General features: G+C 47.7%; 32 protein-coding genes and 1 pseudogene. 16 read left to right on the forward strand and 17 right to left on the reverse strand.

Going from position 1 to position 25,122, the window contains the following annotated elements:
- Both P8P30_05545 and P8P30_05550 read left to right on the forward strand, forming a co-directional pair.
- Positions 1 to 106: IS1595 family transposase (locus P8P30_05545; protein MDG1287014.1), on the forward strand; the 106-nt coding region annotated here is incomplete at its 5' end.
- Positions 107 to 798: 692 nt separating this feature from the next.
- The gene (locus P8P30_05550) at positions 799 to 1,269 is read left to right on the forward strand and encodes a hypothetical protein (protein MDG1287015.1); all 471 of its coding nucleotides are present in this window, start codon (positions 799 to 801) and stop codon (positions 1,267 to 1,269) included.
- 117 nt (positions 1,270 to 1,386) lie between these two features.
- Here P8P30_05550 and terL read toward each other — a convergent pair whose 3' ends face one another.
- Together terL and P8P30_05560 are read right to left on the reverse strand one after the other, a co-directional pair.
- The gene (terL, locus tag P8P30_05555) at positions 1,387 to 2,799 is read right to left on the reverse strand and encodes a phage terminase large subunit (protein ID MDG1287016.1); all 1,413 of its coding nucleotides are present in this window, start codon (positions 2,797 to 2,799) and stop codon (positions 1,387 to 1,389) included.
- Positions 2,792 to 3,133, reverse strand: coding sequence for a hypothetical protein (locus P8P30_05560; protein MDG1287017.1), 342 nt, complete (start codon positions 3,131 to 3,133; stop codon positions 2,792 to 2,794). The genes terL and P8P30_05560 overlap by 8 nt, the downstream gene beginning before the upstream one ends.
- 78 nt (positions 3,134 to 3,211) lie before the next feature.
- Here P8P30_05560 and P8P30_05565 point away from each other — a divergent pair, with 78 nt between their 5' ends.
- From P8P30_05565 to P8P30_05575, 3 genes are all read left to right on the forward strand, one after another.
- Positions 3,212 to 3,535 carry a hypothetical protein gene (locus P8P30_05565; protein ID MDG1287018.1) on the forward strand — a complete coding sequence of 108 codons (324 nt, stop codon included), beginning with the start codon at positions 3,212 to 3,214 and terminating at the stop codon, positions 3,533 to 3,535.
- The gene (locus P8P30_05570) at positions 3,535 to 4,017 is read left to right on the forward strand and encodes a hypothetical protein (GenBank protein MDG1287019.1); all 483 of its coding nucleotides are present in this window, start codon (positions 3,535 to 3,537) and stop codon (positions 4,015 to 4,017) included. The genes P8P30_05565 and P8P30_05570 overlap by 1 nt, the downstream gene beginning before the upstream one ends.
- Before the next feature lie 203 nt (positions 4,018 to 4,220).
- Positions 4,221 to 4,394 carry a Flp family type IVb pilin gene (locus tag P8P30_05575; GenBank protein MDG1287020.1) on the forward strand — a complete coding sequence of 58 codons (174 nt, stop codon included), beginning with the start codon at positions 4,221 to 4,223 and terminating at the stop codon, positions 4,392 to 4,394.
- Positions 4,395 to 4,660: 266 nt separating this feature from the next.
- Here P8P30_05575 and P8P30_05580 read toward each other — a convergent pair whose 3' ends face one another.
- The gene (locus P8P30_05580; GenBank protein MDG1287021.1) at positions 4,661 to 5,473 is read right to left on the reverse strand and encodes a DUF368 domain-containing protein; all 813 of its coding nucleotides are present in this window, start codon (positions 5,471 to 5,473) and stop codon (positions 4,661 to 4,663) included.
- 45 nt (positions 5,474 to 5,518) lie between these two features.
- Here P8P30_05580 and P8P30_05585 point away from each other — a divergent pair.
- Positions 5,519 to 7,489 (forward strand): annotated as a pseudogene (locus tag P8P30_05585) (UvrD-helicase domain-containing protein).
- Positions 7,490 to 7,924: 435 nt separating this feature from the next.
- Here P8P30_05585 and P8P30_05590 read toward each other — a convergent pair.
- Positions 7,925 to 8,713: a hypothetical protein gene (locus P8P30_05590; protein MDG1287022.1), complete on the reverse strand. Its 789-nt coding sequence runs from the start codon at positions 8,711 to 8,713 to the stop codon at positions 7,925 to 7,927.
- Between the two features lie 222 nt (positions 8,714 to 8,935).
- Complete coding sequence (locus P8P30_05595) at positions 8,936 to 9,136, reverse strand: helix-turn-helix transcriptional regulator (protein ID MDG1287023.1); 201 nt, start codon at positions 9,134 to 9,136, stop codon at positions 8,936 to 8,938.
- A 64-nt stretch (positions 9,137 to 9,200) separates the two neighbouring features.
- Between P8P30_05595 and P8P30_05600 the strand changes: the two genes are divergently transcribed.
- Complete coding sequence (locus P8P30_05600) at positions 9,201 to 9,449, forward strand: helix-turn-helix transcriptional regulator (GenBank protein ID MDG1287024.1); 249 nt, start codon at positions 9,201 to 9,203, stop codon at positions 9,447 to 9,449.
- Here the strand turns inward: P8P30_05600 and ettA are convergent.
- Complete coding sequence (ettA, locus tag P8P30_05605; protein MDG1287025.1) at positions 9,446 to 11,104, reverse strand: energy-dependent translational throttle protein EttA; 1,659 nt, start codon at positions 11,102 to 11,104, stop codon at positions 9,446 to 9,448. The genes P8P30_05600 and ettA overlap by 4 nt on opposite strands.
- Before the next feature lie 74 nt (positions 11,105 to 11,178).
- Here ettA and P8P30_05610 point away from each other — a divergent pair, with 74 nt between their 5' ends.
- From P8P30_05610 to P8P30_05625, 4 genes are all read left to right on the forward strand, one after another.
- Positions 11,179 to 11,367, forward strand: a complete 189-nt coding sequence (locus P8P30_05610) for a hypothetical protein (GenBank protein ID MDG1287026.1) — start codon at positions 11,179 to 11,181, stop codon at positions 11,365 to 11,367.
- Positions 11,368 to 11,529: 162 nt separating this feature from the next.
- Positions 11,530 to 12,048: a ClpXP protease specificity-enhancing factor SspB gene (locus P8P30_05615; protein MDG1287027.1), complete on the forward strand. Its 519-nt coding sequence runs from the start codon at positions 11,530 to 11,532 to the stop codon at positions 12,046 to 12,048.
- An 11-nt stretch (positions 12,049 to 12,059) separates the two neighbouring features.
- Entirely contained in the window at positions 12,060 to 12,488 is a 429-nt protein-coding gene (locus tag P8P30_05620) for a nucleoside deaminase (protein ID MDG1287028.1), read from the forward strand.
- 1 nt (position 12,489) lies between these two features.
- Positions 12,490 to 12,996, forward strand: a complete 507-nt coding sequence (locus tag P8P30_05625; GenBank protein MDG1287029.1) for a GNAT family N-acetyltransferase — start codon at positions 12,490 to 12,492, stop codon at positions 12,994 to 12,996.
- Here the strand turns inward: P8P30_05625 and smpB are convergent.
- From smpB to P8P30_05665, 8 genes are all read right to left on the reverse strand, one after another.
- The gene (smpB, locus tag P8P30_05630) at positions 12,993 to 13,481 is read right to left on the reverse strand and encodes an SsrA-binding protein SmpB (GenBank protein MDG1287030.1); all 489 of its coding nucleotides are present in this window, start codon (positions 13,479 to 13,481) and stop codon (positions 12,993 to 12,995) included. The genes P8P30_05625 and smpB overlap by 4 nt on opposite strands.
- A gap of 2 nt (positions 13,482 to 13,483) precedes the next feature.
- A complete protein-coding gene (gene dapA, locus P8P30_05635) occupies positions 13,484 to 14,362 on the reverse strand; it encodes a 4-hydroxy-tetrahydrodipicolinate synthase (protein MDG1287031.1) in 879 nt (292 codons plus the stop codon).
- Between the two features lie 169 nt (positions 14,363 to 14,531).
- Complete coding sequence (locus tag P8P30_05640) at positions 14,532 to 15,281, reverse strand: hypothetical protein (GenBank protein ID MDG1287032.1); 750 nt, start codon at positions 15,279 to 15,281, stop codon at positions 14,532 to 14,534.
- A 10-nt stretch (positions 15,282 to 15,291) separates the two neighbouring features.
- Positions 15,292 to 15,645, reverse strand: coding sequence for a hypothetical protein (locus P8P30_05645; GenBank protein ID MDG1287033.1), 354 nt, complete (start codon positions 15,643 to 15,645; stop codon positions 15,292 to 15,294).
- 175 nt (positions 15,646 to 15,820) lie between these two features.
- Complete coding sequence (locus tag P8P30_05650; protein MDG1287034.1) at positions 15,821 to 17,368, reverse strand: DUF692 family protein; 1,548 nt, start codon at positions 17,366 to 17,368, stop codon at positions 15,821 to 15,823.
- 63 nt (positions 17,369 to 17,431) lie between these two features.
- Positions 17,432 to 17,707, reverse strand: coding sequence for a DUF2282 domain-containing protein (locus P8P30_05655; protein ID MDG1287035.1), 276 nt, complete (start codon positions 17,705 to 17,707; stop codon positions 17,432 to 17,434).
- Positions 17,708 to 17,812: 105 nt separating this feature from the next.
- The gene (locus P8P30_05660) at positions 17,813 to 18,451 is read right to left on the reverse strand and encodes an NrsF family protein (GenBank protein ID MDG1287036.1); all 639 of its coding nucleotides are present in this window, start codon (positions 18,449 to 18,451) and stop codon (positions 17,813 to 17,815) included.
- Positions 18,448 to 18,999: a sigma-70 family RNA polymerase sigma factor gene (locus P8P30_05665; protein MDG1287037.1), complete on the reverse strand. Its 552-nt coding sequence runs from the start codon at positions 18,997 to 18,999 to the stop codon at positions 18,448 to 18,450. The genes P8P30_05660 and P8P30_05665 overlap by 4 nt, the downstream gene beginning before the upstream one ends.
- 71 nt (positions 19,000 to 19,070) lie before the next feature.
- Between P8P30_05665 and P8P30_05670 the strand changes: the two genes are divergently transcribed.
- From P8P30_05670 to P8P30_05685, 4 genes are all read left to right on the forward strand, one after another.
- Positions 19,071 to 19,502 (forward strand): DoxX family protein, encoded by a 432-nt coding sequence (locus tag P8P30_05670; protein ID MDG1287038.1) that lies wholly within the window; start codon positions 19,071 to 19,073, stop codon positions 19,500 to 19,502.
- Positions 19,499 to 19,711 (forward strand): hypothetical protein, encoded by a 213-nt coding sequence (locus tag P8P30_05675; protein MDG1287039.1) that lies wholly within the window; start codon positions 19,499 to 19,501, stop codon positions 19,709 to 19,711. Before P8P30_05670 ends, P8P30_05675 begins: the two co-directional genes overlap by 4 nt.
- 71 nt (positions 19,712 to 19,782) lie before the next feature.
- On the forward strand, positions 19,783 to 20,205 hold the full coding sequence (locus tag P8P30_05680) for a response regulator (GenBank protein ID MDG1287040.1): 423 nt from the start codon (positions 19,783 to 19,785) through the stop codon (positions 20,203 to 20,205).
- Positions 20,195 to 20,917 carry a HAMP domain-containing sensor histidine kinase gene (locus P8P30_05685; GenBank protein ID MDG1287041.1) on the forward strand — a complete coding sequence of 241 codons (723 nt, stop codon included), beginning with the start codon at positions 20,195 to 20,197 and terminating at the stop codon, positions 20,915 to 20,917. Before P8P30_05680 ends, P8P30_05685 begins: the two co-directional genes overlap by 11 nt.
- On the opposite strand, the gene P8P30_05690 is transcribed toward P8P30_05685, so the two are convergent.
- Together P8P30_05690 and P8P30_05695 are read right to left on the reverse strand one after the other, a co-directional pair.
- Entirely contained in the window at positions 20,907 to 21,611 is a 705-nt protein-coding gene (locus P8P30_05690; protein ID MDG1287042.1) for a response regulator, read from the reverse strand. The two genes, P8P30_05685 and P8P30_05690, sit on opposite strands and share 11 nt — an antisense overlap.
- A 94-nt stretch (positions 21,612 to 21,705) precedes the next feature.
- Positions 21,706 to 22,272, reverse strand: coding sequence for an asparaginase domain-containing protein (locus tag P8P30_05695; GenBank protein MDG1287043.1), 567 nt, complete (start codon positions 22,270 to 22,272; stop codon positions 21,706 to 21,708).
- A gap of 59 nt (positions 22,273 to 22,331) precedes the next feature.
- Between P8P30_05695 and P8P30_05700 the strand changes: the two genes are divergently transcribed.
- Complete coding sequence (locus P8P30_05700) at positions 22,332 to 22,865, forward strand: hypothetical protein (GenBank protein MDG1287044.1); 534 nt, start codon at positions 22,332 to 22,334, stop codon at positions 22,863 to 22,865.
- Between the two features lie 6 nt (positions 22,866 to 22,871).
- On the opposite strand, the gene parC is transcribed toward P8P30_05700, so the two are convergent.
- Positions 22,872 to 25,103, reverse strand: coding sequence for a DNA topoisomerase IV subunit A (parC, locus tag P8P30_05705; GenBank protein ID MDG1287045.1), 2,232 nt, complete (start codon positions 25,101 to 25,103; stop codon positions 22,872 to 22,874).
- Positions 25,104 to 25,122: the final 19 nt, after the last annotated feature.

The raw sequence follows: 25,122 nt of genomic DNA on the forward strand, positions 1-25,122 counted from the left end.
AGAGCATTTTAATCTGTTCTTGAAAGAATGTGAGTGGAGGTTTAATATGGGCACACCAAGTGACTTACTGGCAGACCTGAAAAAGTTGCTCAAAGAATATTATTAGGTGTCAGCCCCAAGAAATAACCTAAAAATAAATTCTCGGAAGTGGCTTTTTTTAGATTATTTGAATTCATAACACTTATTTAACCCCTATCCTTTACTCTAACGGCTTAGAACCAGTGAAAGAGCGCATCGATGTCGACAGGAAATCCCAATGTTAAAGCAGCCAAATATATCGCAGATTATATCAATGCAGCCGTCACACGTCAGAAAAGCGAAACATACAATCCCCCCCAGTAGAGGGTGATTTCACTAAAAAGCAGATGATTGGCCAAGCGTTGCTTAAAACTTGTGACCCTGAAGAGCCGTATACCTCAATGCGGAAGCCGTGGCTGTAGAACAGGGAGAAGTGACTGCAGACCACGTCCAGGGCCTATTGGATGAAATGGGCAAACCGGTTAGCTATCCCCAAATTGTGCGTATTGAGAATGAAATCAATCGACCTAACAGCTCGTTTTTAGGCTAATTCGCAGAAAAACCTAGATTTCACACAATTGTCACAAACAAAGGCAAGCCTGTGCCTTATGATACCTCAGTTTCTTTGCTCACTTTTGCATACATATTACTCATCATTCTGATGACCTACGATATCACTCTATCGAATTTTCTTACCTTATGCGTACGAAGAAACGTTTATTTAATTTCTTAAATTTCATTTTAAAAAACATTTTAAAACTTCAGTAAAATTAATTCATTATGAAAAAAGTACCATTAATCTTAACATTGTTCCTTTTCGTATCCCTTACAATACAGGCCCAAGAGCTAGTACTGGATTATCAAGCTCTAGACATAATTGACCTAAGGACCATCCAAGAGCAACTTACTGATACAGGCTATAATTTTCAGCCTTTTGGAAAAGTTTTAGTCATCGAAAAATTTGGCGACGAAACCTCAAAAAAGTACAAGGACGTGCTTTTAGATCACAAAAAAGAAGTGATCTTAGTAGGTGGAAGCACGCTATTCCCTCGACCAGCAGGTAACCCAAGTAATTGGGTAGTTGCTTATTTTAGCTTCTTGAATGGAAATCAACTTCTACCCAATGGAGTCGAAATCCCGGACGGTAGCCATATAGCAGCCACCAACTACAAGGCAAAAAATACTACGTGTTCAACACCCCAACCTGCACAGTTATCGACTGTGATGCAAATGGATGGAACAGGTTGTTAATAATGCCTTCCAACACCCTCGACTGGTAAAACCAGTAGAAAAGATAAGAGTGATATCGTAAAAAACAAACCGCTAGAACTGCTTCCAATGGGAAGAGTTTTAGCGGTTTTGTCGTTTCTACACCCTTCTCACACCCATTTTTCCTTTATTCTCCCGCCGCTTCCACCAGCTGAGTAGCTGGCTTAGGGCATCGACTTGATCATCGTGGGCGGATGCGGGGAAGCTTAGGAGTTCATGCTCAAAATCGGCCAGCCACAGGGCTTGGGTGGGTAATATCATTCGGCCAGATTCGATCATTGGCGTGACGGCGGCAAAGCGGGTGAGCTTATCTTGCTTGGGCATAATCGGAACCAACGGCAGATTAGTATCGGCGCGCAGATCTTGCAGCAGCGATTGGCCAGAGGCCTTATCCTCAATCAAGATCGCATCCGGTTGCCATTTCTCCGCTCGCGCCAACAGCGCAGCACGCAAATGATGATATTCCAACCGCTCACATAGCACCTCCAGAATATGACATTCGCCCTGCACCAATTGCGCGGTGATACAGACAGACGGATCATTGTTTTGCCCAGCTTTAATGGCGGTATCCCAGCTTTGCACGATCTGGCCTCCCGTCGGCGGGACATCATCATAGAGCAGCCAACTGCGACGGATCATCGAACCATCGCGTGGCCGTGGGCGCTGCTGATATTGTGCCGAAAAGCTTTGACTTCCCATCTCATATTTGACCTTTTCAAGCTGCATTAAATCCTCACGCGCAGGATGCAAGACCTCGCCTTCACGGCGCAGATGGTGATTGTAAAACTGGGTTTGCGGCGCGAGTGCGGGAAGCTCCAACACCTCCCATCCGCCTTTCTTTCGTAAGTAACCCGTCAAATCCTCTTCATGTACACGCTGCATGACCAGCACGATTGCGCCGTGTCTTTTATCATTTAAACGGGAGGAAAACGTATGCTCAAACCAGCGGTTGACCTTATCACGCGCGACTTTAGATTCGGCATTAAGCGGGTTGATGGGGTCATCGATAATCAAGATATTACCGCCCTCGCCCGTGAGTGCGCCGCCGACCGAAGCCGCCAAGCGAAAGCCATGGTGCGTCGTCACAAACTTATGTTTTTCATTCTGCCCTGTGAAGATTTCCAGCTGCGGGTACGCACGCTTGAACCATGCCTCACCCAGCAGATGACGGCAATCGAGCGAGTGCTTCAGGCTCAATCTTTCCGCATAGGATGCGACGATCACCCGCCTCGCAGGATCTTGCCCTAACAGCCAAGCTGGCCAAGCGACCGATACGGTAAGCGACTTTAAATAACGCGGCGGCATATTAATGATAAGCCGGCGAATGGCGCCGGATTCAACTGCCTGTAAATAGGTTGCAAGCACTTCAATATGCCAGTTCTCATGGTAAGTTGCGCCACCATTCAACGACATAAACGCATTATGCAGAAAGGCCAAAAAGCTGCTTTGCATGGCCTGCGCTTCCAACGCGAGCAGTTGATGCTGCAGGAGAGCCTCGCCCATTTTAAACATGTTTCTGCTTGCCTTTACGTAGCTTTTTCTCGGCGCGGGTTTCCCTACCATGTTTTTTATTTAGATAATTCCTAATTATTTGTTCATTCGGTTGCGGTATCTCTTTGGTCGCCTCCTGCTCTTTTTCAATGGTTCGCAAAAAAGTATATTGCTTCTCAAGCAATTGGATCAATTTGATTAAGTCTCCTAGCAATGTACTTGTTTTTATTTGACTTATGTCAGTTGCTCCGGTGACTTCAGTCAGAATTTTTTCAGCCACTTCCTCAGCGACATCCAATATATTAGCCATACGTGCAAGCAAGGTGCCTGCCGCTTTTTTTTCTTCTTGGTTCATTTTGATACTTCCACCTGAAATTAATATGGATATATCTTATATTATAATAAGATTTATCATACTGGGAGGATGAAAATCATGAGGTATTATGGAGCGGAGATTCCAATAATGGGCATTCGAGGAGAGCAAGCATTGTGGCGCGCCGTCATCACGCAAGCGCTTATGGATGCCTCGAGCAAATCAAAAAAGATGGAGCTGAAATATGAAAAATCTCAATCCCTTTGTTGGCTAACAAGCAATAGCAACGACTATAGAATGGTCTGCGACTATGCAGGATTTGATCCGACATACATTCGCGAGCAGTCGATTGAAGCCCTCAAACGTGATTGCCAGTGGCGCGCCTCTTGCAACCCTTCAAAGCAGAATAGTCCTGATAAGAAAAACGAGAAGGAATTAGTCTGATGGGATTTTCAAGCCGCAGAGGTCGCCCCAAACAGAAGCGCGAAGACGTCGATAAAGGTACCGCAGAGCTACGCAAAAAACGTCGACTCAACCTGACAACAGAACCGCTCGATTGGCTACGTGAGCACGAACTCATCTCTAGCAAACAGCATTGGTGTGGCTTACATTTTCGCTGGCTTTACACCTTACGATATGGCTCCACCACCCCCCAATCTTTGGATGCCGCACGCGAAAAAGGGATTCTCCACAAACAAGACGATGAGAGCTGGAAACGAGAGCGTGAAGACGAATGGAAAGACGCCACCGCACACCTACGGCGCAACCACTTACTCGAAATAACACTCAAATATTGCATCTACCAACAAAACACCCCTCATTCCTGGCAACAACGCTCCCATTGCGCCTATAATAGCATCGCAGATTTGAACCACTCCCTAAGCTTTCTAGAAAAACTGTGGTGTAGACGCATCAGTTTTGACTAGCCCGTCATAAATGTTTCATATTTTAGCGAAAAATATCTCAAATTTTATATGACTTTACAGAAACTTACCTAAAACTTGTTTTTAGAAACCGCTTTGTAGATTTGCTAACTTATGTTAATATTAAGGTAGCTGAAAAATTCAGCGTATGTGAGAGAGAACACAGCTTCTCTCTAAAATGAAGAGCTAATGTTAAGGAGACTATTATGACTATGCTCAAAGAACTTTTTAAAGATGAATCAGGCGCAACGGCTATTGAATATGGCCTAATCGCCGCACTTCTATCTGTTGCTATTATCGCGGCGTTAAGCTTCGTAAGTGGCCAGCTAGAGAATACATACACCAAGATTGGTACTGCACTAGAGACTGGCAATACATAAGCTTAGTTTTTATTAAAGGAAAGCCCTGCCTCACGGCGGGGTTTTTTTTGCACTTTACGTAAAATTATTTGATTACCCCCCTCACCCCTGCCGGACTCCTAATGGACTGTCGTACGCTCACGCTTACCCCCGACTCAGCCTATTATCGCCACCCCTTTCTTCTTAGTTATATAAAGAGCATGCAAGTAGGCCGCAGAGCCATCAGTTAACGCAAAGGGGCTCCATCGAAGCACGAGTAGACACCCCCCTGAAGAATAAGCAGATCACTAGTCTGAGAGCTGCACCTGCAACCAATGCAGTGCAGAAATTAAGGCTACACCGCCTAACATGCACAAAGCCACGACACCTAAAGATCCAGCGTCAGACTGCGTCATAAAGGGTAAGGGCCATAGCTGCGGTAATGTTCCTGCAATCAGCCCTGTAATAAACATCAGCATCGTATCGTGATATTTCGCAAGTAACCACGTTAGCACGCGCACAAACAACAACATCCCCACGACAATACCTGCCAGGAATATCCCCAACACGGGCCAGTGCAGCGCCGCAAGCGCATTCAATATGAATTCATACTTACCCAACATCAGCAAAATGTAAGATCCCGAAATTCCAGGCAGTAACATAGCTGATATCGCGACCATACCACTCAGGAAGATATACGGTTTTGTGTCAGGCAAAGCAGCGAGATCCAGCGAAGTCAACAACAAGCCAAGCGCCGTACCAATTGCAAGAGTCAGCAATCGCAGCAATTTAGCACTCTTTTGCTGAGTAAGGAAAACAACGACGGTCGCAAAGACCATCCCAAAGAAGAAGCCATACACTTGCGGCTTGTAATAAACCAACCATGTTGGCAGGGCGATAATCCGCGTAAAGAAAAACAGAGCAAATAAAATTCCACACCCGATACCCGCTAAGGTTTTAACATCCACCTCTTCCCAGACCAATTTCCACTTACCGGTGATAAAATGATAGAATGCATCGCCATTTAGCGATTTCAGTGCTTGCATGAAGCGCTCATAGATCCCTAAAATGAAAGCCATGGTGCCGCCGGAAACTCCGGGGACAAGGTCGGCAGCTCCCATAACGAAGCCCCGCAAAAATAAACCAAGAAAGTCGCGCATAACGTGATGGAAACTGCATTGAAATCAAACGAAAATCAAGTGGGTAATACTACCACTTACCTAGATCGCCTTAATTCGCCCCAACAAGAGGCGGTCACAACGACAGAAGGTGCTGTTTTGGTACTCTCCGGCGCAGGTACGGGCAAGACGAGCGTTCTGACGGCACGTATCGCGCATTTGCTCAATACCGGCAAAGCGTGGCCGAGCGAAATCCTCTCCGTCACCTTTACCAATAAAGCCGCTCGTGAAATGGCAAAACGCGCCGAAACACTGGTGACGAATGCCGAGGGGCAAAGCAGTGGCCCACTTCCATGGCTTGGCACTTTTCACTCGATCAGCGCAAAAATCCTGCGTCGCCATGCGGAGAGGATCGGCTTTAGTAGCGATTATATTATTTTGGATACGGATGATCAAATTCGCCTGATCAAAACGATCTTGATTGAGAAGAATATTGACCCAAAACAGAACCCGCCAAAGCAATTTGTGTGGAATATTCAAAATTGGAAGGATAAGGGCCTAATACCGGAAAAAGTCTCCCATGCCGATAAAATGGTAACGGGTGGCAAACAGGTATTTGAAATTTATGAAGAATACCAGAAACGCATGCTCAATATGAATTGCATGGATTTTGGTGATCTCTTGCTTCATTGCCTCACACTCTTCAATAAACACCCCGATATTTTACAACAGTATGGCCAGCGCTTTAAGTATATTATGGTCGATGAGTATCAGGACACGAACATCGCGCAATATCTCTGGTTACGCTTGCTAGCACTAGGTCACAAGAACCTTTGCTGTGTCGGAGATGATGACCAATCTATCTATGGATGGCGTGGCGCTGAAGTAGGAAATATTCTAAAATTTGAGAAAGATTTCCCCGGAGCCGCCATTATTCGTCTTGAACAGAATTATCGCTCTACGCCGCAAATTTTGGCCGCGGCGTCGCATTTAATCAATCATAATGACACACGCTTAGGAAAAACGCTTTGGACTGAAAGCCCAGATGGCGACAAACTACAACTCCAAACAACCGCCGATAGCGAAGAAGAAGCCTACCAACTGGGCGAGAAAATTGAACACCTACGCCGCAATGATGTCGCCTATAGTGAGATGGCTATCTTGGTGCGCGCCGGCTTCCAGACTCGCCAATTTGAGGAACGCTTGCTCACGCTAGGCCTGCCGTATCAAGTGATTGGCGGACAACGCTTTTATGAGCGCGTGGAGATTCGCGACATTACCGGCTACTTACGCGTGACCCAAACCGCCTCCGATAATCTCGCATTTGAGCGCATCATCAACACGCCTAAACGAGGCGTGGGTAAAGCGACGATGGAGAAGATTCATTCCGCTGCGCGCGCGTGGAATATCAACATGGTTGATGCCGCCAAACGCCTGATTGACGAGAAGCAAATGCGCGGAAAAGTCGCGGATTCGATCGCTCACTTACTCGGACAACTTGTGCGTTGGCGCACCCTGCTTGGTACCATGCCGATTGGCGAGATCACCGATATGATCCTCGATGAATCCGGCTATCGCGCTATGTGGGAGAAGGAAAAGAACGCCGAAGCCAATGGCCGCTTGGAGAATCTACGAGAACTCGTACGTGCGATGGGCGATTTTGAAAGCCTAACGGCTTTCCTCGAACATGTGAGTTTAGTCACCGATATCGCTGAAGCGAATCGCGGAAACGATGGCGAGATGGTCACGTTAATGACCCTGCACGCCGCCAAAGGGCTCGAATTTGATGTCATCTTTTTACCCGGTTGGGAAGAAGGAGTATTTCCGCACCAACGCTCACTCGATGAATCGGGTAAAGAGGGCTTAGAGGAAGAGCGCCGCCTTGCTTATGTTGGCATCACACGCGCGCGCAAACAGGTCTTTATCAGCCACGCCGAACGCCGCCGCTTCTTCACCAAAGGCGGCATTGAGTGGCAGCCAACCGTACCATCGCGTTTCATTACCGAACTACCGCCGGAACATGTTGACGCCCAAGATCACTATAGCCGTCACAGCTATAACCGCTTCGCAAAGAGCCGCGATAACTTCGCCGATGAAATGGCCAGTATCATGCAAAATGCCGGCGGAAGCTTCGGCGGTTTACCGCAAAAAGCAAAGCATAAAACTGCGACGCAATCACGCGACACTCACGCCCCCGGCACCCGTGTCGCTCACCCAAAATTCGGCGAAGGAATCGTGATCAAAAAGCAAGATGACACCCTAGAGATCGCCTTTAATAGCGGCGAGAAAAAACGGATTATGGCCGAGTTTGTGGAGTTGGTTTAAGGAAAATTCAACACCAAAAAAATAACACCGCCAAAGCTCCTTTTAAAAAAGGTGCCGTAGCGGTGTTATCAACATTGATCAGAGATAGTTTGTAAAAAATATTTTAAAGAAATTATGAATTCTAAAGTTTTATAGGAGGAGTTCTCCATTTTGATAAAACCTTAAATTTCTAATCTTTCCTGCTACTCTATTAAAAATAAACCCCTTATGGGTTCCAATAGTGAGTACCGAGTCCTCTGTACCGATTTGGCAAGAAATACCCCCTTCTGTTGCAGATGCATAATGTAAATACACTTGCAAATTTTTAATTATTTTTCCTTCCTTATCATAAATATACCCTATGATTTCGTAAGTAACATTGTAACCACCTTGGTTATGGTGATCAATTCCTCCCCGAGATAGGGCCTTTTTGACGATGTATTCCTCACCGTCCCACTTCATGGTGAAACCATCTTTTTCTAAAGACAACCCTTTCGCAATCGGCTGCCAAATCAACTCCCCAAATTGAGAAATGTCTTTCTGTGAACTTCGCACAGAAGAGATTTGAGAGAGTTTAGGTCGGCCTTTTATTTCCAACCAACCGCGTAATTGCGTTGCGCAATTTGCTCCTCCTTTAATCGCCATGTAACTTAAGCCTGTAGCATCAAAACTGCTCTCAAAAAGCATCATACCTTTAGCGCATGACATCTGCTTTCTGGTAAAAGCTGATCTATCAATATACAGTACAGAGCCATCATTGGCTTCTGCTTTAGTAGGGCTGAAAAATATAAATTTCTTCACCGACCCTTTATCGTTGGTTAGGGTGGCAACATCCGATACATTTGGCAAGTCATCTGGAATGTTGGGTTTTTCTGTTTTGCCGCAAGACGTGGAAAAAAGAAATACTGTAAAAATGAACACAAATTTTAGAATTTTCATTTTGAAATTGTTTTAGTGTGTAAAAAAAATCTCTGATTTTAGACTGATTAAAAGTACATAAATGCGCCGTGAGTAAACTCTTCTGGCGAGGTTTAATTGAGGGGGCGTGATCCAAAATGGATAACAAAAGAGTTCAAAGAACGCATTAATACCCCGCCATAGTACAGGAACAAGTGTGCAAATAATAATGACAGTTTTGTGACGACCCTGCGCTAAAGCGTACTAATCCTGCGCGAAGGCTTCGTCGAAGGTGAGTTCTAGCACTTCGCAAATGCGGCGTAACGTGGCGAAATCGGGTTCGCGGTCATCCTTCACATAGCGACTATATCGCTGCTGGCTAATACCCACTTGACGCGCCACTTCCGCATCGCTCCATCCCAACTCACGCGCCCGCTTGCGCAAATTTTCCCCAATACCACTCATCACACCAATATGGTTATGAAAAAAACACTTGTACAACACCGTTACGGTGTATAATGTATCTATTATGGATATAAACAACAAAATTGAACTCCGCAAAATGCGTCGCACGATTGGCCGTCAGTTGCTGCGAGAGCGCCAACGCCAAAAATTATCACTCCACACACTGGCACAGCAATGCGGTTTCGGCATCAACAGGCTAGATGAGATCGAATTAGGCAAACGAACGGTCACGCTCGAACAACTGGCCTTGCTGGCCACCCATATGAACATACCACTCTATCAACTACTGCCCTCAACGGGCCGTAACCACTAGCCCGCTTTGCGAGCCAATGGCTTGAACTTGATGGCACGTGGCTCAAATTTATGGCCGTAGCGACGCTCATAGTCGGCTTCGTAATCGGCGAAGTTCCCTTCAAACCATTCCACATGACTATCGCCTTCAAAAGCGAGAATATGGGTAGCAATACGATCCAAGAACCAGCGATCATGCGAGATAACAATCGCGCAACCAGCAAATTCTAGTAAGGCATCTTCGAGTGCACGGAGGGTTTCAACATCCAAATCGTTGGTCGGCTCATCGAGCATGATGACATTATTGCCGGCTTTGAGCATTTTGGCTAAATGCACACGGTTACGTTCACCGCCGGAGATTTGTCCGACTTTCTTTTGTTGATCGGAGCCTTTGAAGTTAAAGGCTGAGCAATAGGCGCGGGATTTCATCTCAGTTTTTCCGAGATAGATCATGTCCGTGCCGCCAGAAATTTCTTCAAATACGGTTTTCGAACCATCGAGTGAATCACGTGATTGGTCGATATAACCAAGCTGTACGGATTCACCAATGGTGACGGCTCCAGAATCGGGTTTTTCTTGTTCGGTGATCATTTTAAACAAGGTCGTTTTACCGGCACCGTTTGGCCCGATGACACCGACAATCGCCCCGGGCGGGATATCGAAGCTGAGATCATCGATCAGCAAACGGTCGCCAAAGGCTTTGCTCACCCCTTCGACATTGATCACATTTTGCCCCAAACGTTCGGCAGCAGGGATGATGATTTGCGCATTCCCGCTGCGTTTTTCAGCGGCATTACGCACCAATTCATCAAAGCTTTTAAGACGCGCTTTTGACTTCGTTTGACGCGCTTTCGGTGAACTACGCACCCACTCCAACTCTTCTTCGATTTTCTTTTGCTTATTGCCATCTTCGCGCTCTTCTTGCGCAACACGCTTGGCTTTCGCTTCGAGATAGGTCGAATAGTTACCCTCGTAAGGGATGCCCTGCCCGCGATCGAGCTCCAAAATCCAGCCCGTTACATTATCGAGGAAGTAACGATCATGGGTAATCATCACGACGGTGCCCTCATACTGCTCAAGAAAATGCTCAAGCCATGCGACGGATTCGGCATCCAAATGGTTGGTTGGCTCATCGAGCAATAGCATATCGGGCTTCTCTAGGAGGAGCTTACAAAGTGCCACACGACGCTTCTCACCCCCGGAAAGTTGAGCGACTTCAGAATCACCGGGAGGCGTGCGAAGCGCATCCATCGCCACTTCGGCTTCGCGCTCTAAATCCCAAGCATTCGCCGCATCGATTTTATCTTGAAGGTCAGAGGCTTCATCGGCCACCTCATCGGTATAGTCCATCATGATCTCGTTATAACGATCAACAAGGGCTTTCTTTTCAGCCAAGCCCAGCAGGATATTTTCCATCACGGTTTTAGATTCGTCCAGATGTGGCTCTTGCTCTAAATAACCGATCTTGGTGCCTTCAGCGGCCCATGCTTCACCGACATAATCTGTATCCACGCCAGCCATAATTTTGAGGAGGGTTGATTTACCCGCACCATTAGGACCCAGCAGACCAATTTTCGCGCCCGGGTAAAAGCTAAGATAAATCCCCTTAAGTACTTCCTTACCACCGGTGTAGGTTTTCTTAAGGTCATGCATGTGATAGATAAATTTTTCGCTCATGGTCGCTCTCTCGCTTACGATTCGTTAAGATTTAAGTGCTAGGCTAGAGTCTCCGATAACAGTGCGCAAGAGCAATGATAGTGAATTACAAAGATGATTGGGCAAAGAGTGTTGGAGCGTCACCTACAATTGAAAATGGCGATAAAAAGCCGCCAAAAGATCAAGATGGCAAGAAAGTACGCCACAAGCCTGGAAAACGCAGTGATGATGGGAACCCACGCCCCACGCCCAAACGCCCACCCCCAAAAGGGCGCCCTCGGTAAAAGACACTTAATGCCAAGCTTCTCCCTCACCCCCCGCAAATAAACCACGTCATCTTACCCTTTTCTTAAGTTTTTCGCTTTATCGTGAGTTAAACACTGGTAAAAGGCTTGCCGCGCACTACATTAGGATAACATTAGCCTTAAAGATTTGCGAAATTGGATATGAATGACATGGATATGGAAGACGACATCTTAATCGACTACCCGACAATGATTGACGATGCTATGCGTAGCGTGGTTAAGCAAGCGTTACGTCAGGTTGAAGCCGAAGGCGAATTGCCCGGCGAGCATCATTTCTTCATTACGTTCGATACGAATTATGAAGGCTCGGAACTCTCTTTGACCCTGAAGAAGAAATATCCGAATGAGATGACCATCGTGCTACAGCATCAATTTTGGGATCTTATCGTGACGGATGAGCAATTCTCTATCACGCTCAGCTTTAATAAACGCCCCGAAAAACTGGTCGTGCCTTTCGCAGCGATGACGGCTTTTGCCGATCCATCGATCAAGTTCGGCCTTCAATTCCACCTTGTGGATGATGATTTCGACTTTGATGATGAAGATGCCGAACTCCCGCTCGTCGATGGTGATCCCGTCAATGATGCGAGCAGCAGCAAGAAAAGCAAAGATAAGCGCCCGGTAGCTGAAGTGATCAGCATCGATACCTTCCGTAAGTAATCATGCCTTTCATGCAGCAAGCGTTAGACCTTGCAAAGAAAGCGGCTCAAAAGGGCGAAGTGCCTGTGGGCGCGGTTATCGTCAAAGATGGCAAAGTGATCGCCGCAGCGCATAACCTGACCGAAACGAATAACGACCCTTGCGCGCATGCTGAATTATTAGCCATCCGCGCTGCCTGTGATCGCCTTGAATCCACCCGCCTGCCCGATTGCGATCTATACGTGACGTTAGAACCTTGCGCCATGTGCGCGGCAGCCATTAGCTTTGGGCGTATCCGTCGACTCTATTTTGGCGCTTACGATCCTAAGGGCGGCGGCGTTGAGCATGGGGGACGCTTCTACCAACAATCGACCTGCCATCACGCACCCGAAGTGGTGGGCGGCATGATGGAATCAGATTGTGCACTTGCATTGAAAGAGTTTTTTTCCGATAAACGATAGTATGAAAAACCTTATTTATCGTCCTGCCGAGCAAGCAGATCTTTCGGAACTTCGTGAATTTTCCATCCGCACGATGGTTGAAAAGTTTGGGCATATTTACCAAAAGGAAGATTTGGACCAGCATTTAGCAGAGGATTACTCTCCAGAGTATCACCAACAAGCCTTCAAGAATTCGAACCTCTTACTCGTAACGGATAAAAGTAAAATCATCGGTTATGCTAAATGGGGAGAGATGGGTTTGCCGCTCGAAAAACCGATCACTCCTTGCGGCGAGGTACACCGGCTTTATGTCGATGATGCTTATCGCGGACAAAAAATCGGCCATACGCTCATGCAACATATGATGGAGGATATGGCTGAGAAAAAGGCGATTTACCTCAGCGTATTTTCAGAGAATAAAGGCGCACATCGCTTCTACCACCGCTACGGATTCAGCAAAAAAGGCGAATATAAATACATGGTCGGCAGCCATGCAGATCATGAGTTTATTTACGGACTAGAACGCTAGCCATGATCTTTCATGATGCGGGATTTTTGTTTATCCCAATCACGCTTTTTGATGGTCGCACGTTTTTCAAATTCCTTCTTACCCTTACCTAAGCCAATGAGAAGTTTCGCTAATCCACGCTCGTTAAAGTAAAGCTTCATCGGAACAAGGGTGATTCCTTTTTTGGCAATTTCGCCCATCAGCTTCTTTTCCTGCTTCTTATGCAGCAGACATTTACGCGGGCGTTTCTCTTCGTGGTTTTCGCGATTTCCTCCAGGATATTGTGCAATAGCACCGCCGAGCAACCATAGCCCGCCATCCTTCTCACCCACATAAGCTTCATTGATTTGCGCCTTACCATTGCGCATCGACTTCACTTCGGTTCCGGTGAGAATCAACCCTGCTTCGACCTCATCCGTGATCTCATAATCATAGCGCGCGCGTTTGTTATTCGCGACGACCCCATGTGAGATGAGGGTGTTTTTACTGGTTTTTTTAGAAGTCATAATTATATCAGATTTAAACCGGCAAGCGCTGCGTCAATTTGCCGTTTTGCGGCTTCATCGACCGGCACGATCGGAAGGCGAACCTCCGGCGAGCATTTACCCAAATGCGCTAATGCATATTTCGCAGGAGCTGGAGAGGACGTGCAGAACATCGCTTCATGCAAATCAACCATACCATCATGCAACGCAAGAGCGGCCTGAAAATCACCCCGTGCTGCCAGTTCCTGAATTTTTACCAGCGCTGCCGGCATAACATTAGAGGTCACCGAGATACAGCCGACACCGCCCATCGCATTAAAACCGATAGCGGTCATATCTTCGCCTGAGAGTTGGATAAAATCGTTCCCCGCTAAGGAGCGTAACGTGCTGACGCGCGATAAATCGCCGGTCGCATCTTTAAGGCCGATAATACGAGGAAGTTCCGCAAGGCGTGCAATCAGCGCATCGCCCATATCAATCACGCTACGACCGGGGATGTTATAAAGGATGATCGGCAAATCACAGGCATTATGGATCGCCTCGAAATGCGCAAAAATTCCATCCTGCGACGGTTTATTATAGTAAGGTGCCACCGATAAAATAGCCTGCGCACCGCTAGCTTGGGCGGCTTGCGCTAATAAGATCGCCTCATCTGTCGAGTTTGAACCTGCACCGGCAATAATCGGCACGCGCCCGGCGGCGATTTCGACCGTGCGCTTCACCACATGCGTATGTTCTTCATGGGTAAGCGTCGCACACTCGCCAGTCGTGCCACAAGGAACCAAGCCATGTACGCCTTCGGCAATTTGCCAGTTAATGAGCGCTTCCAATGCAGCATCATCCACCGCACCCTGACGAAACGGGGTGACAAGCGCTGTGATAATTCCGTGAAATTTTTCCATGGGGCAATCTAACGAGACTCATCTGTTTAGGCAATAGCCATAAAAAGCTCCCCCACAGGAATAAACCTGCAAGGGATAAGGTGGACAGAGAGGTAATAATCTTAAAAGCTACATGCCGTGTAAACTTCACCGCCAACGGGAAACGGCACTTGCTCGCCTACCCTTAAGTTTAGGTGAGACCATAACGGGCTTTCATGGCTGTGATGATAGTATTGCGATCCGTATCGGACAAGGCTTCTTTGGAGAGCAATAAACTACGGAACCAACCGATACCGGTACGAGCAGAATGGCTGGGTTGTTCGTTAAATAAACAGCCCTTTCCAAACACACGGGTTGCCCCCGCCGCACCGCCACCACCTTCAAGCGTATCACCATAGTGAACCGACACATCCTCCTGGTCATAGGTGATCGCGAAACTTTCAAACGCCGCATAAGGGTTGCCATCCAAGATGGAGCCTTTGCTATAGGCGACAAAGCTAAAATTTTGCGCATTGGTGCGATCTTGACGCAAGGCGACACTGTTATCTGAGGTATCAGCACCGCCAAAAGCGAACACCACATTTAAAGAGGAACCTGTCGTTGGATCTAGCGTGACAGCATCGCCTCGAAATAGAGCAATGACGGTGAAAGGGTCATTCTGAGTGACACTATGGGTGAAGTCGAGTTTGCGCCCCGTATCGCCATTACTGTAAATCGCCGGATAACCGTCCTTATCCGCTACATAGGTTGGCATCGGATCGCTCCCGACCTGCAGCGCGTGATTGCCGTTACCGGATAAATCACTCCACTGGCTGATATCGCCGCTGCCATCTTTGGTGATCGGCGAATCAATCGCGTCGAAATACACCTCTAATGAAGGGCGCGAGACTAGCTCAGTAAAAGCATTACCGCTGCTCGTAAGCGTTGTTAATAAGCTCATGAGCTGCTCCCTAAACCGGGCGCGTCATAAGCGTGAGAATCGTCGCACCGTCTTGCGCGGTATCCGCGACAAGTTTGATGAACCGCACGCCGGCTAATTTAGCAGGCTCAATGACGGTCATACGCGAGGCACTCGCGGTGATGCTCATTTGTGTGCCTGCCATATCATGCACATCCACAAAGGTACTGTCCGCAGAGCTGGCCGCTTTAAGCGTGACCGCAGTTCCATCAAATTCCGCAGGGAAAGCGATCGCCGAAAGCGTGGTGCCCGAAAGGTCAATCGCGTCCGACTCAGTCGCCGTATCGGCAATGGTCGCAGTTAGGTTACTGGTAACAATAGGTTGAAATTGGTTAGACTCCGCCATGATGATTCCTCTTGAGGTTCGTTAGATTACCTGAAGAGTATGGCGAGTTAGGGATGCCCGGAAGGGGATTTCTTCTGTTCCGTCCCCGCTCGCCCTACTGGGCTCGACGATGGACTATTGGCTTCGCCAATGCTCAAGGCTGGGTCGGCCTACTGGCCTCCCTTCTTTGTTATGTTTAGTTTTGTATAAAGAATCCCTTGGGTACGAAATCGACTAGGGCTTGTTGGAGGGTTGGTAGTACGTTTTCAGCGGTGCAGATATCGTGTTCGTACAAGCGCTGCAGGGCGGCTTCTAGCGTTTCGGTTTCGTGGATGGCTTTAAGCACGTGATAGTCGTTACCCTCTAATGGCTGGCGGAACACCTCTAGTTTTTGGCATATAAGTGCGAAATTTGGCAAGAGTTTGGCAGCGGGAGTGAGACTCAGATTTAAATGCAGGAATTGGTCTGGGGGTGTTTGGCCTAGGGCCTCTAGGCTCAGTGCTTCGGGTTGCGGATATTCTTGAAGCGAGCCAGTCAGCACCTCCAGCGCTGCGGTGGCAGCATAGTCTGCCGCCTGTTCTTTTAGGAATGGCACGAAGTTACGGATGTAGGGCTCCAAGGCATAGAATTGCGAAGGGTTGCGCTCAATATAGGTTCTGACGAGGATGTCGAAGGCTTCCTCTCCCATTTCCTCACGGGTTTGCGGATAATCTTGCACAATCGTATCGAACAGGCGCTTTCGGTACGCCAGCTGGTAGACATTCATTTGGGCTTTGGCGGGGAATTCGTCTTTTTCGCGCACCCAATCACTTGGCTCTGCACGTTCTAATATGCAGGCCTGGAAAGTATCCATGAGTATTTCGTAAGACTGGTTATGCTCGCCGGTGAGCACGGGGCGCTGTTGTGCGAAATTGGGGAGATTCTCGGTTTCAGCAAACTGCTTCACTTTGTCTAATTCGGCCAGCATTGCTGAGAAGTCTGGGATGTTCGAATCCCACTCGATCATCGTGCTTTTCATGCCTTTGGTACGCATGGCATAGGCATAAAGCGCCAGCACTTCGTCATTCACAGGCGCATCATGCGTATCGATGAGGTGGGTGCCGTGGTTTTCATGCCCGGCCAGATGGATCTGACCGATACGCTCCGCCGGTATCGCATCAATATAGACTTTCGGATCAAGCCGGTGATTGTAGCAGGTGACATAGACGTTGTTAATATCTAGCAACAGCATGCAATCGGCTTGCTTGAGCAGTTCCGCAATGAATTCCCATTCGGACAGGGTATTGGCAGCGAATTCCATATAGTTGGAAGGATTTTCCAGCAAAATACGTCGACCTAGAAACTCTTGCACCTGCCCGACTTTCTCAACCATCTGCTTGAGCGCATCTTCGGTATAAGGCACCGGCAGCAGGTCATGTGTGTTGATATGCGCATTACCCGTCCAGCAGACATGGTCGGATATCCAGGCAGGTTCTAGCCAGTCGGCCAGCGCTTTAAGATGGGTGAGGTATGTTTCATTCACCGGATCGCTACTGCCGATAGAGAGCGACACGCCATGCATGACCACCGGGTAATCTTGGCGAATTTTACCCAGCACTTCGCGCGCATAACCGTAATTGGTCATGAAATTCTCAGAAATAACCTCGAACCATTCGACTTTCTTGGACTTATCATTGAGCACGTCATCCCAGTGCTGCGAGCGCAATCCGAGGCCATATCCAAGATGTGGGAGTGTTTGAGTCATATCGCATAAAAAAGCCGAGAGCAGCGTTTACTGCCCCCGGCTCCTTTAAAAGCTTAGAGGCGATTAGCCTTTTTTCGGCTCAGTCGTCGCACCGGCGAGTTTATCGCAAGAGCCTTCAGGTAGGTATACCCACTCGTCCCATGCACCATCGGCGGCAGCTTGACCGGCGCAACCATGTGTACCCGATACGTTACCACAATCGTTTTTACCGGCTTTAACAGCACCGTAGCATTTTTCCATACCAGGTTTAGCGGCTTGAACGTCGTTAGCGCCCAATGTAACAGCGCCAACAACGGCAGCAAGAGCAACAGCAGGGATAATCAATTTTGTTTTAGTCATAGTAATCTCTCCAATGTGTAATTTTGTTAAAGCAGAATCAAAAATGAATTCTCATAACTCACTTCGTTAGTGCTAACGAAACCATTACAAGAAATCATGTATTTTTTACCAGCGCAGTGCTTTTTTGCCGATAAACACGCCAACCAAGCCACAAAAAAGGATCGGTGAATAGCACCAAACCAACACATCCGCGAAGTTATCAGCCTGACCGATCGTACGCATAAGAAGATGCCCGACCGCGCTAGCCGAAAGCAGAACCATCGAACCAGCCCACCCTAACTGCGTGGGTGATCCTTGACGCAACAACCAAAACAAAAGCAACGCCACCGGCACCGCACCCGCTAGTACACCCAGCGTAATATAGAAATGACTGGGCGATTGAATCGAGGCAGAGAAGCTCTCCACGCTGACTTGTCCTAATAGCCAAATAACGGCGCCTATCGCAATCGGAAGAATCAACATCAACAGGCTTAAAGAAGATTTCCTTTCGCGCGGGACGGAAAGGCGCAAAGCAGCAATCGCGGCACCAAAGGCCAATATCAGCGTGATCAGCATTTCTGATGGGTAGGCAGCCCCTTCTATCATCTGATCGGCCCAATCACGACGGAAACCAAAATACGCCACCGTCAACAGGATGTAAGTCGTCAGAGCCGTCACCATCCAAAAGCAACGCCTGAACAGGTTAAGCGGCACGACGGGCGTCGCGTCTTCTACCAAATTGGCTATGAGGGCTTCGTGACTCATCCGACCATTTCCGCTTTCTTACGTAATTCTTTCATCGCTCTATGCGCAGAGGTGCGAACATCCGGCACTGAGATTTTCATTTCATCCGACACTTCTTGCGCGGAATTCCCCTCTAGATAGAGCAGTTCTACTATCCTTCGTTGCTTAGGCTTCAAACATGACAATAATTTTTCACTTAATTCTTTATCGCTCGTAACCTCTTCAGGATTAAGCGCATGGACACCTTCCACCGGGTACAAAGATTCACCCGTTTCGCGCGCTTTCAGGCGATAATAACGACGCAGGTAATCTTGCAAACGATAACGGAAGATCGCATACATCCATGGATAGAAAGGCTTAGCCGCATCGTAAGTGGGGCGCGCTTTATGAATCGACATCAGAATTTCTTGCACGAGATCATTGGCATCATCACGCACAGCCAAACGTGTTGCCAGATAACGCGTTGCCAAGGTCTCAACCGTGCCTAACAGCTTCGCATACGTGGCTTTATCGCCCGTTTGTGCTGCGGCCATCCACTCTTGGCACTGTTTTTCTTGGCTATCGGACATTATTTGTAACGTTTTAGACTCCCTTAGCGAAGATGAGTTTAACACCCTGAAAAATCCAAGGAGAAGAACCCATGTCCGCTTTGATCGCTTTATATCATAAAATCATCACAATGCTAGCACCCCTGCATGACGTCGTCATATTGCTGACTCGCATCTGGATCGCGAAGATTTTCTTTATGTCTGGGCTATCCAAAATTGATAATTGGGAAAGTACGCTCAGCTTATTTGAGTATGAATATGCCGTGCCCGTACTGCCAGTTGTCTTTGCAGCGGCTTCCGCCACTTTCTTTGAGCTTGTGGTACCGCCTTTATTAGTACTTGGAGTCTTCACTCGTATCGCAGCCTTGCCATTGCTCGCCATGACGGCGGTGATTGAATTTACCTATAATTCTTATCCTGAGCATGCTTATTGGGCTTTATTGCTGGGTGTCCTGATCACTTACGGAGCCGGTAAATTCTCGGTCGATCATTATGCGAAAAATCATTTTGCGAAACCTGTATGAACAAAGGTCCCTTCACCGTAAAAGAGCAAATCCCGCCCGAGAGAGACCATAGCAATACCTTTCTCGGGCTGGGAGCACTCAGCGGTGCTTACGGTATCTTCACCAAAATCAGCGTCGGCTACTTTTGCCCCGCGTGCCTATCTTTGACCCCTATATTGCTGACCATCGGTCTTTGGAAGAAACAAATCAAAAAGCGACGCAACAAATAACAGCCTTATCGTGATTGACTCCTAACGCGCACACCATATTCTACAGCTACCCTATTTGTATAATAATGGAAGTGCTGACTCGCCCTATGACGATCAAACCTAAAATTCTGATTATTGACGACTCAATCAGCGAATGCTTAATTCTGAGAAAATATTTATCGCCAACTGCCGTTCCTATTTATGAGATTCAAACTGCCAATGACTTTTCTGAAGCACGCAAGATTCTCGCAACGACACACTTCGACTGCATCCTACTCGATTATCTGATCGGCGCGGAGACGGGCCTAGATTTCATACGCAAGATTAACCCTAAACTAGACGCTGATAGCGCTGTTATTATGATAACCGGTTACGCGAATCCCGAACTAAAAGAACAAGCTCTTGAAGCCGGGTTCAATGCGTTTATTAGCAAAGATGACATGACACAAGAGCATCTGAATCAATGCGTTCAAAGCCTGATCAAAGTTACACAGGAGAGGCCTGATGACGAATAGAGACATTACCTCTTGCGCACAATACCAAGCACTCGAACAAGATTTCGCTAACTTTGTGTACTCTGTTTCGCATGATTTCAATGCGCCGTTACGCCATGTGCGCGAGTTCCATAAGCTACTCTTGCAAAAACGTGAGGCCGACGCCTCAAGCGATGAAAGCCTCTATATTGACATGATCAATCAATCGCTCGATCATATGCAGGCGATGCTTGACTGCTTGCTCGAAATTTCACACCTATCCAACAACAGCCAAGAAACGGTGCAGACACTTGATAGCAAAGCAGTTATCAAAGAAGCGATGCACTCGTTCCAAGACACCCTTGCTGAGCATAAAATACAAATCACTTACGGTGAGAACTTACCTACTATCTGCGGTCAAAAAGATGTTCTAGTACGGCTATTTTCTGAAATTATTGGTAACGCCATTATGTTCAGAAGCCCCAACACTGTGCTGCAATTAGACATAGCAGGCAATGAGCAGAGCGGCACCAGCCAGCTTACCTTTACCGATAACGGTATCGGTATCGCCGAGAGTTTCCGGACAGATGCCTTTACCGTTTTCCGCAAATTACATCCTGAAGAACATCACGAAGGCATGGGATGCGGGCTTGCATTATGCCAAGCTACCATACGCCATCTCGGTGGGAAAATCTGGTTTGAAACGGCACCTGACAAAGGCACCCGTTTCCACGTTACCCTGCCTACATGTTAGGCAGAATCGCCGTATTACTCCAATAATTTAAAACATTCGTAAGAAGTTCTTTCAAGCTACCTTCTTTACCGGATTTAAGGATATAACTCGCCGCGCCCATACGGTAACTGCGCATCATATCATCCCAATTGATACTACCTGAAATCACAACCACAACCAAATGTCGCAGACTGTGATCGTCTTTAATTTTCTTTAGCAGGTCGAAACCATTGCCCGATGTCAGACTTAGATCCAAAAACAAAATATCGGGAAGCTGATAGTTCGGATTTTGATGATGGTTCAGTAAAAATGGAATCACCTTATTGGCATGATGCTCAATAATGATGTCATCGATCATGTCTAGCTGCTCAGCCGTCTCACGGAACAGAATCGCGTCCGCCGGGCTGTCTTCGACTAGCATTAATTGGAGTTTCTTCTGGCGCGTACCGTTGATGACCGTTGGTTTTGCACCATCGCCAATCGTGATCGCGTTAAAATCAATATCACTGTAGAAATATTCGATCGGCTCGCTGAAAATATGCGAAATCAGCGCTAGGCGCTCCGCCGAGACTTTACTCGCCCCTGATTCATATTTCTGCACTTGCTGGCAAGACAGTTTTAGTAAATCGGCGAGCTGTTGCAGACTGATTCCCATTTGCTTGCGCTTCTTTCGAATGCGCGCGCCAATATATTTATTAAACTCTAAATTACTCATGGTAAGATATTTATCTCATCTGATGAGAGAAAGAAAGCAGCTATACCCGAAAAGTGCCCACAGCACCGACTTCGAGCGTTAACATGGTTATCCGTTAATCTTTGAGATAGAAAAAGCGCTTATCTGGCGAGGGAGCATCAAACTCCTTACGAACACGGGCTAAGCGCTCATTACCCTCAAAAAACTGACCTTCATTGGCCGTGATATAGACACCTGGCTCTAATGTTTCGCTACGTAATTCCTTTACCGCACGCGTCAAATTCGCATAACCATCCGGGCATGACTCATTGGCTAGCGGCACCATCGAACAGGCGAACACAATAAGTTTGTCACTTCCGGCGGCTTTCATTGCTTGATAAAGCGCAACCGCCGTAATGCCCAACGCATCTGTACCATGCGTAATCAAAATATGCGTCTCGCTCGAAGCTAAAATTAACTCGATTAGCAGACTCAATCCGCCACCATCGGCCAAGAACACTTTACTATCCGCCGGGGGCAAGGGATGGTGCTCGAAATTTTCCACCTGCAATTTAGCCAGAGCCGCAGGCACCAAGCTTTTCGCTAAGGGAGTAATATTCGCCGGCGTTTGCGCGATATCATAGGGCTGCGCATCAATCGTCCCACCGGTGGTAATCAACATTATTTTCGGCTTTGTCATCATTCTGTAATAATCTTTTGTTATATTCTTTTTAAGGAAATACTAATCACGAGGGCTTATTCATGACAACAGAAACTATTCTACCCACCACTCACGCCATTTCAGCAACGGATACTGGTGTAGCAACCGCGATGCCCGCGATGGCCTTGCCGGTAAATGATGCAAGCGCAAAAGTTACTAACCCCACCACCCTTGGTGCAACGCCTGTCATGCAAAATATGACTAACACACCAACAGGGGTTCAGCTTGAAAAGCCTGCAGTAATTGCACCTAAAAAAGAAGCAACAATCACATTCACAGAAAAAGAGCTTGAAGACTTGATGCTTCAAACCATTATCACTTACGAAGCTCAAAAAGCAGGCAAAGAGGCGGCGCAAGAAGCAGCTAAAGCAACAAATAAAGATCTCCATAGTGGAAATATTGCAGCACAGCTAGCACAACAAGCAATGGGTAATCGGGCTCCTGAAACAGTGCCTACAAAGGCGCGCCCTACAACGCCAGCATCTATCATCGCAGCCACTCAACAAGACGTCTCTCATACTGAAACAGTCACGACTCGTGCGAATGCTGCACAAACCGTTCACGTCAAATGCTAGATTTTTCTAACCAAACTTATTATCGCGAGGGAAGCCTTGTGGAGGCAGCTTGCCTGCACCTGCACGATTTCCTAACCAGCTTGTTAGGGTTTCCTCCGTACGGGTTCGGTTCTCGCCTTGTGCCCAGCTTAATCCCTGTTCGATATTAATCGCCAACGCGTCGGTTAGCTCACCATCTTTATATTTCTGCAAGGTTACGCCCTGCCCCTTTTTCATCTCAGGCAACTGATCGATGGGAAATACTAACAGCTTACGGCTCGTGCCGGTGACGGCAATATGCGTCGTATCAGCAGGCATAGTGCGGAACACCACCCCTTTAGAATCACCCGGCGGGTTCAGTACTTGCTTACCGCTTTTGGTAGAGGCCACCATATCCGATGCTTGCACCACAAAGCCCTTACCGGCAGAAGATGCTAGGAGATAGCGATGCTCTGCATTGTAAACGGCCATGCCGATAATATCAGCGGTGCTTTCAATATCCATACTCAGATTGAGTGGTTCGCCATGCCCACGCCCGCGCGGGATTTTATCGCCACCAATGGTGTAACAACGGCCATTGCTGGCAAAGCAGAGAATCTGATCCGTCGTGTAGGCATTCAGGATAAATTGCTCGCTATCACCCTCTTTATAATCCGCCGTCGTTTGGTTGAGACCTTTAAGCGCACGAATCCAACCTCGCTTTGAATAGAGTACCGTGAGCGGTTCTTTTTCGACAAAGGCTTCGATCGACACGACCACACCCGTTGGCGCATCCGCAAATTGCGTGCGGCGTGCACCGAGTTCTGTTTTCTGACCGAAAGCAACTTTGGTGGCTTTGATCTCTTCAGAAATCCGATCCCAACGCAGCTCTTCGGATTTGAGGAGGGCTTCTAAACCGGCTTGCTCTTGTGACAGCGCATCATGCTCAGTTTGAATCTCGATCTCTTCCAGCTTGCGTAACTGACGTAGACGCATATTGAGGATCGCTTCAACCTGAACATCGGATAAGTCCCACTTGGCCATCATCACTTTTTTCGGCTCATCCTCTTCACGGATGATGCGGATCACTTCATCGAGATTGAGATACGCAATCAGGAAGCCTTCAAGAATTTCGAGGCGATGCGCAATCTTTTCTAAACGGTATTCAGAGCGGCGGGTCAGCACTTCCATCCGGTGATCGAGGAAGCAACGCAGCACTTCACGCAAGTTCATCACACGCGGGATTCCGGTCGCATCCAACACGTTCATGTTGAGGCTAAAGCGGTTTTCCAACTCCGTCACTTTAAAGAGCGATTCCATCAGCATATCAGGATCGACCTGACGTGATTTTGGTTCTAATACGACACGGATTTCTTCCGCCGATTCATCGCGGAAATTGGCGAGTAAAGGCAGTTTTTTCGCGCGAAATAGTTCGGCCATTTTCTCGAGCAAACGAGACTTCTGCACCTGATACGGAATCTCGGTAATAATGATTTGGAACAGGCCGTGGGAAAGTTTCTCCACTTCCCATTTCGCGCGGGTACGGAACGAGCCTTTGCCCGTTTCATAGGCTTTAAGGATATTTTCGCGCGGTTCCACAATGATACCGCCCGTTGGGAAATCTGGGCCGAGCACTTTACCGACAAGCGTTTCGATACGCGCTTCAGGCGTTTTTATCAGATGCAGCAATGCATCGCAAAGCTCGCCCGCATTATGCGGCGGGATCGAAGTTGCCATCCCTACGGCAATCCCTTCCGAACCATTCGCCAACAGGTTCGGGAAAGCAGACGGCAGCACCACCGGCTCATTATCAGAACCATCATAGGTTGGGTTGAAATCAACGGTATTTTCTTTCAGGCCTTCTAGTAACGCCATCGCCACTGCTGTCAATTTCGCTTCGGTATAACGCATGGCAGCCGCGTTATCTCCGTCGACCGAACCAAAGTTACCCTGCCCCTCAACCAACGGATAGCGCACGGCAAAGTCTTGGGCCAAACGAACCATCGTATCGTAAACGGCAGTGTCACCATGCGGATGATATTTACCAATCACATCACCCACCACACGTGCACATTTTTTGTAACCACTAGCAGGATCGAGCTTCAATTGTAGCATCGCATAAAGTAGGCGACGGTGAACAGGCTTCAAGCCATCGCGCACATCCGGCAGCGAGCGTGAAGTGATGGTGGACATGGCGTAAGCGAGGTAACGCTCGCCAATGGCATCTTTAAAAGCAACAGGGATGATCGGCGCTTCGGCCTTATTATTATTTTTACTCATCGTTACTTCTTAACGGCTT

The sequence above is a fragment of the Rickettsiales bacterium genome (genome assembly GCA_029252805.1).
Lineage (GTDB): Bacteria > Pseudomonadota > Alphaproteobacteria > Rickettsiales > JALZUV01 > JALZUV01.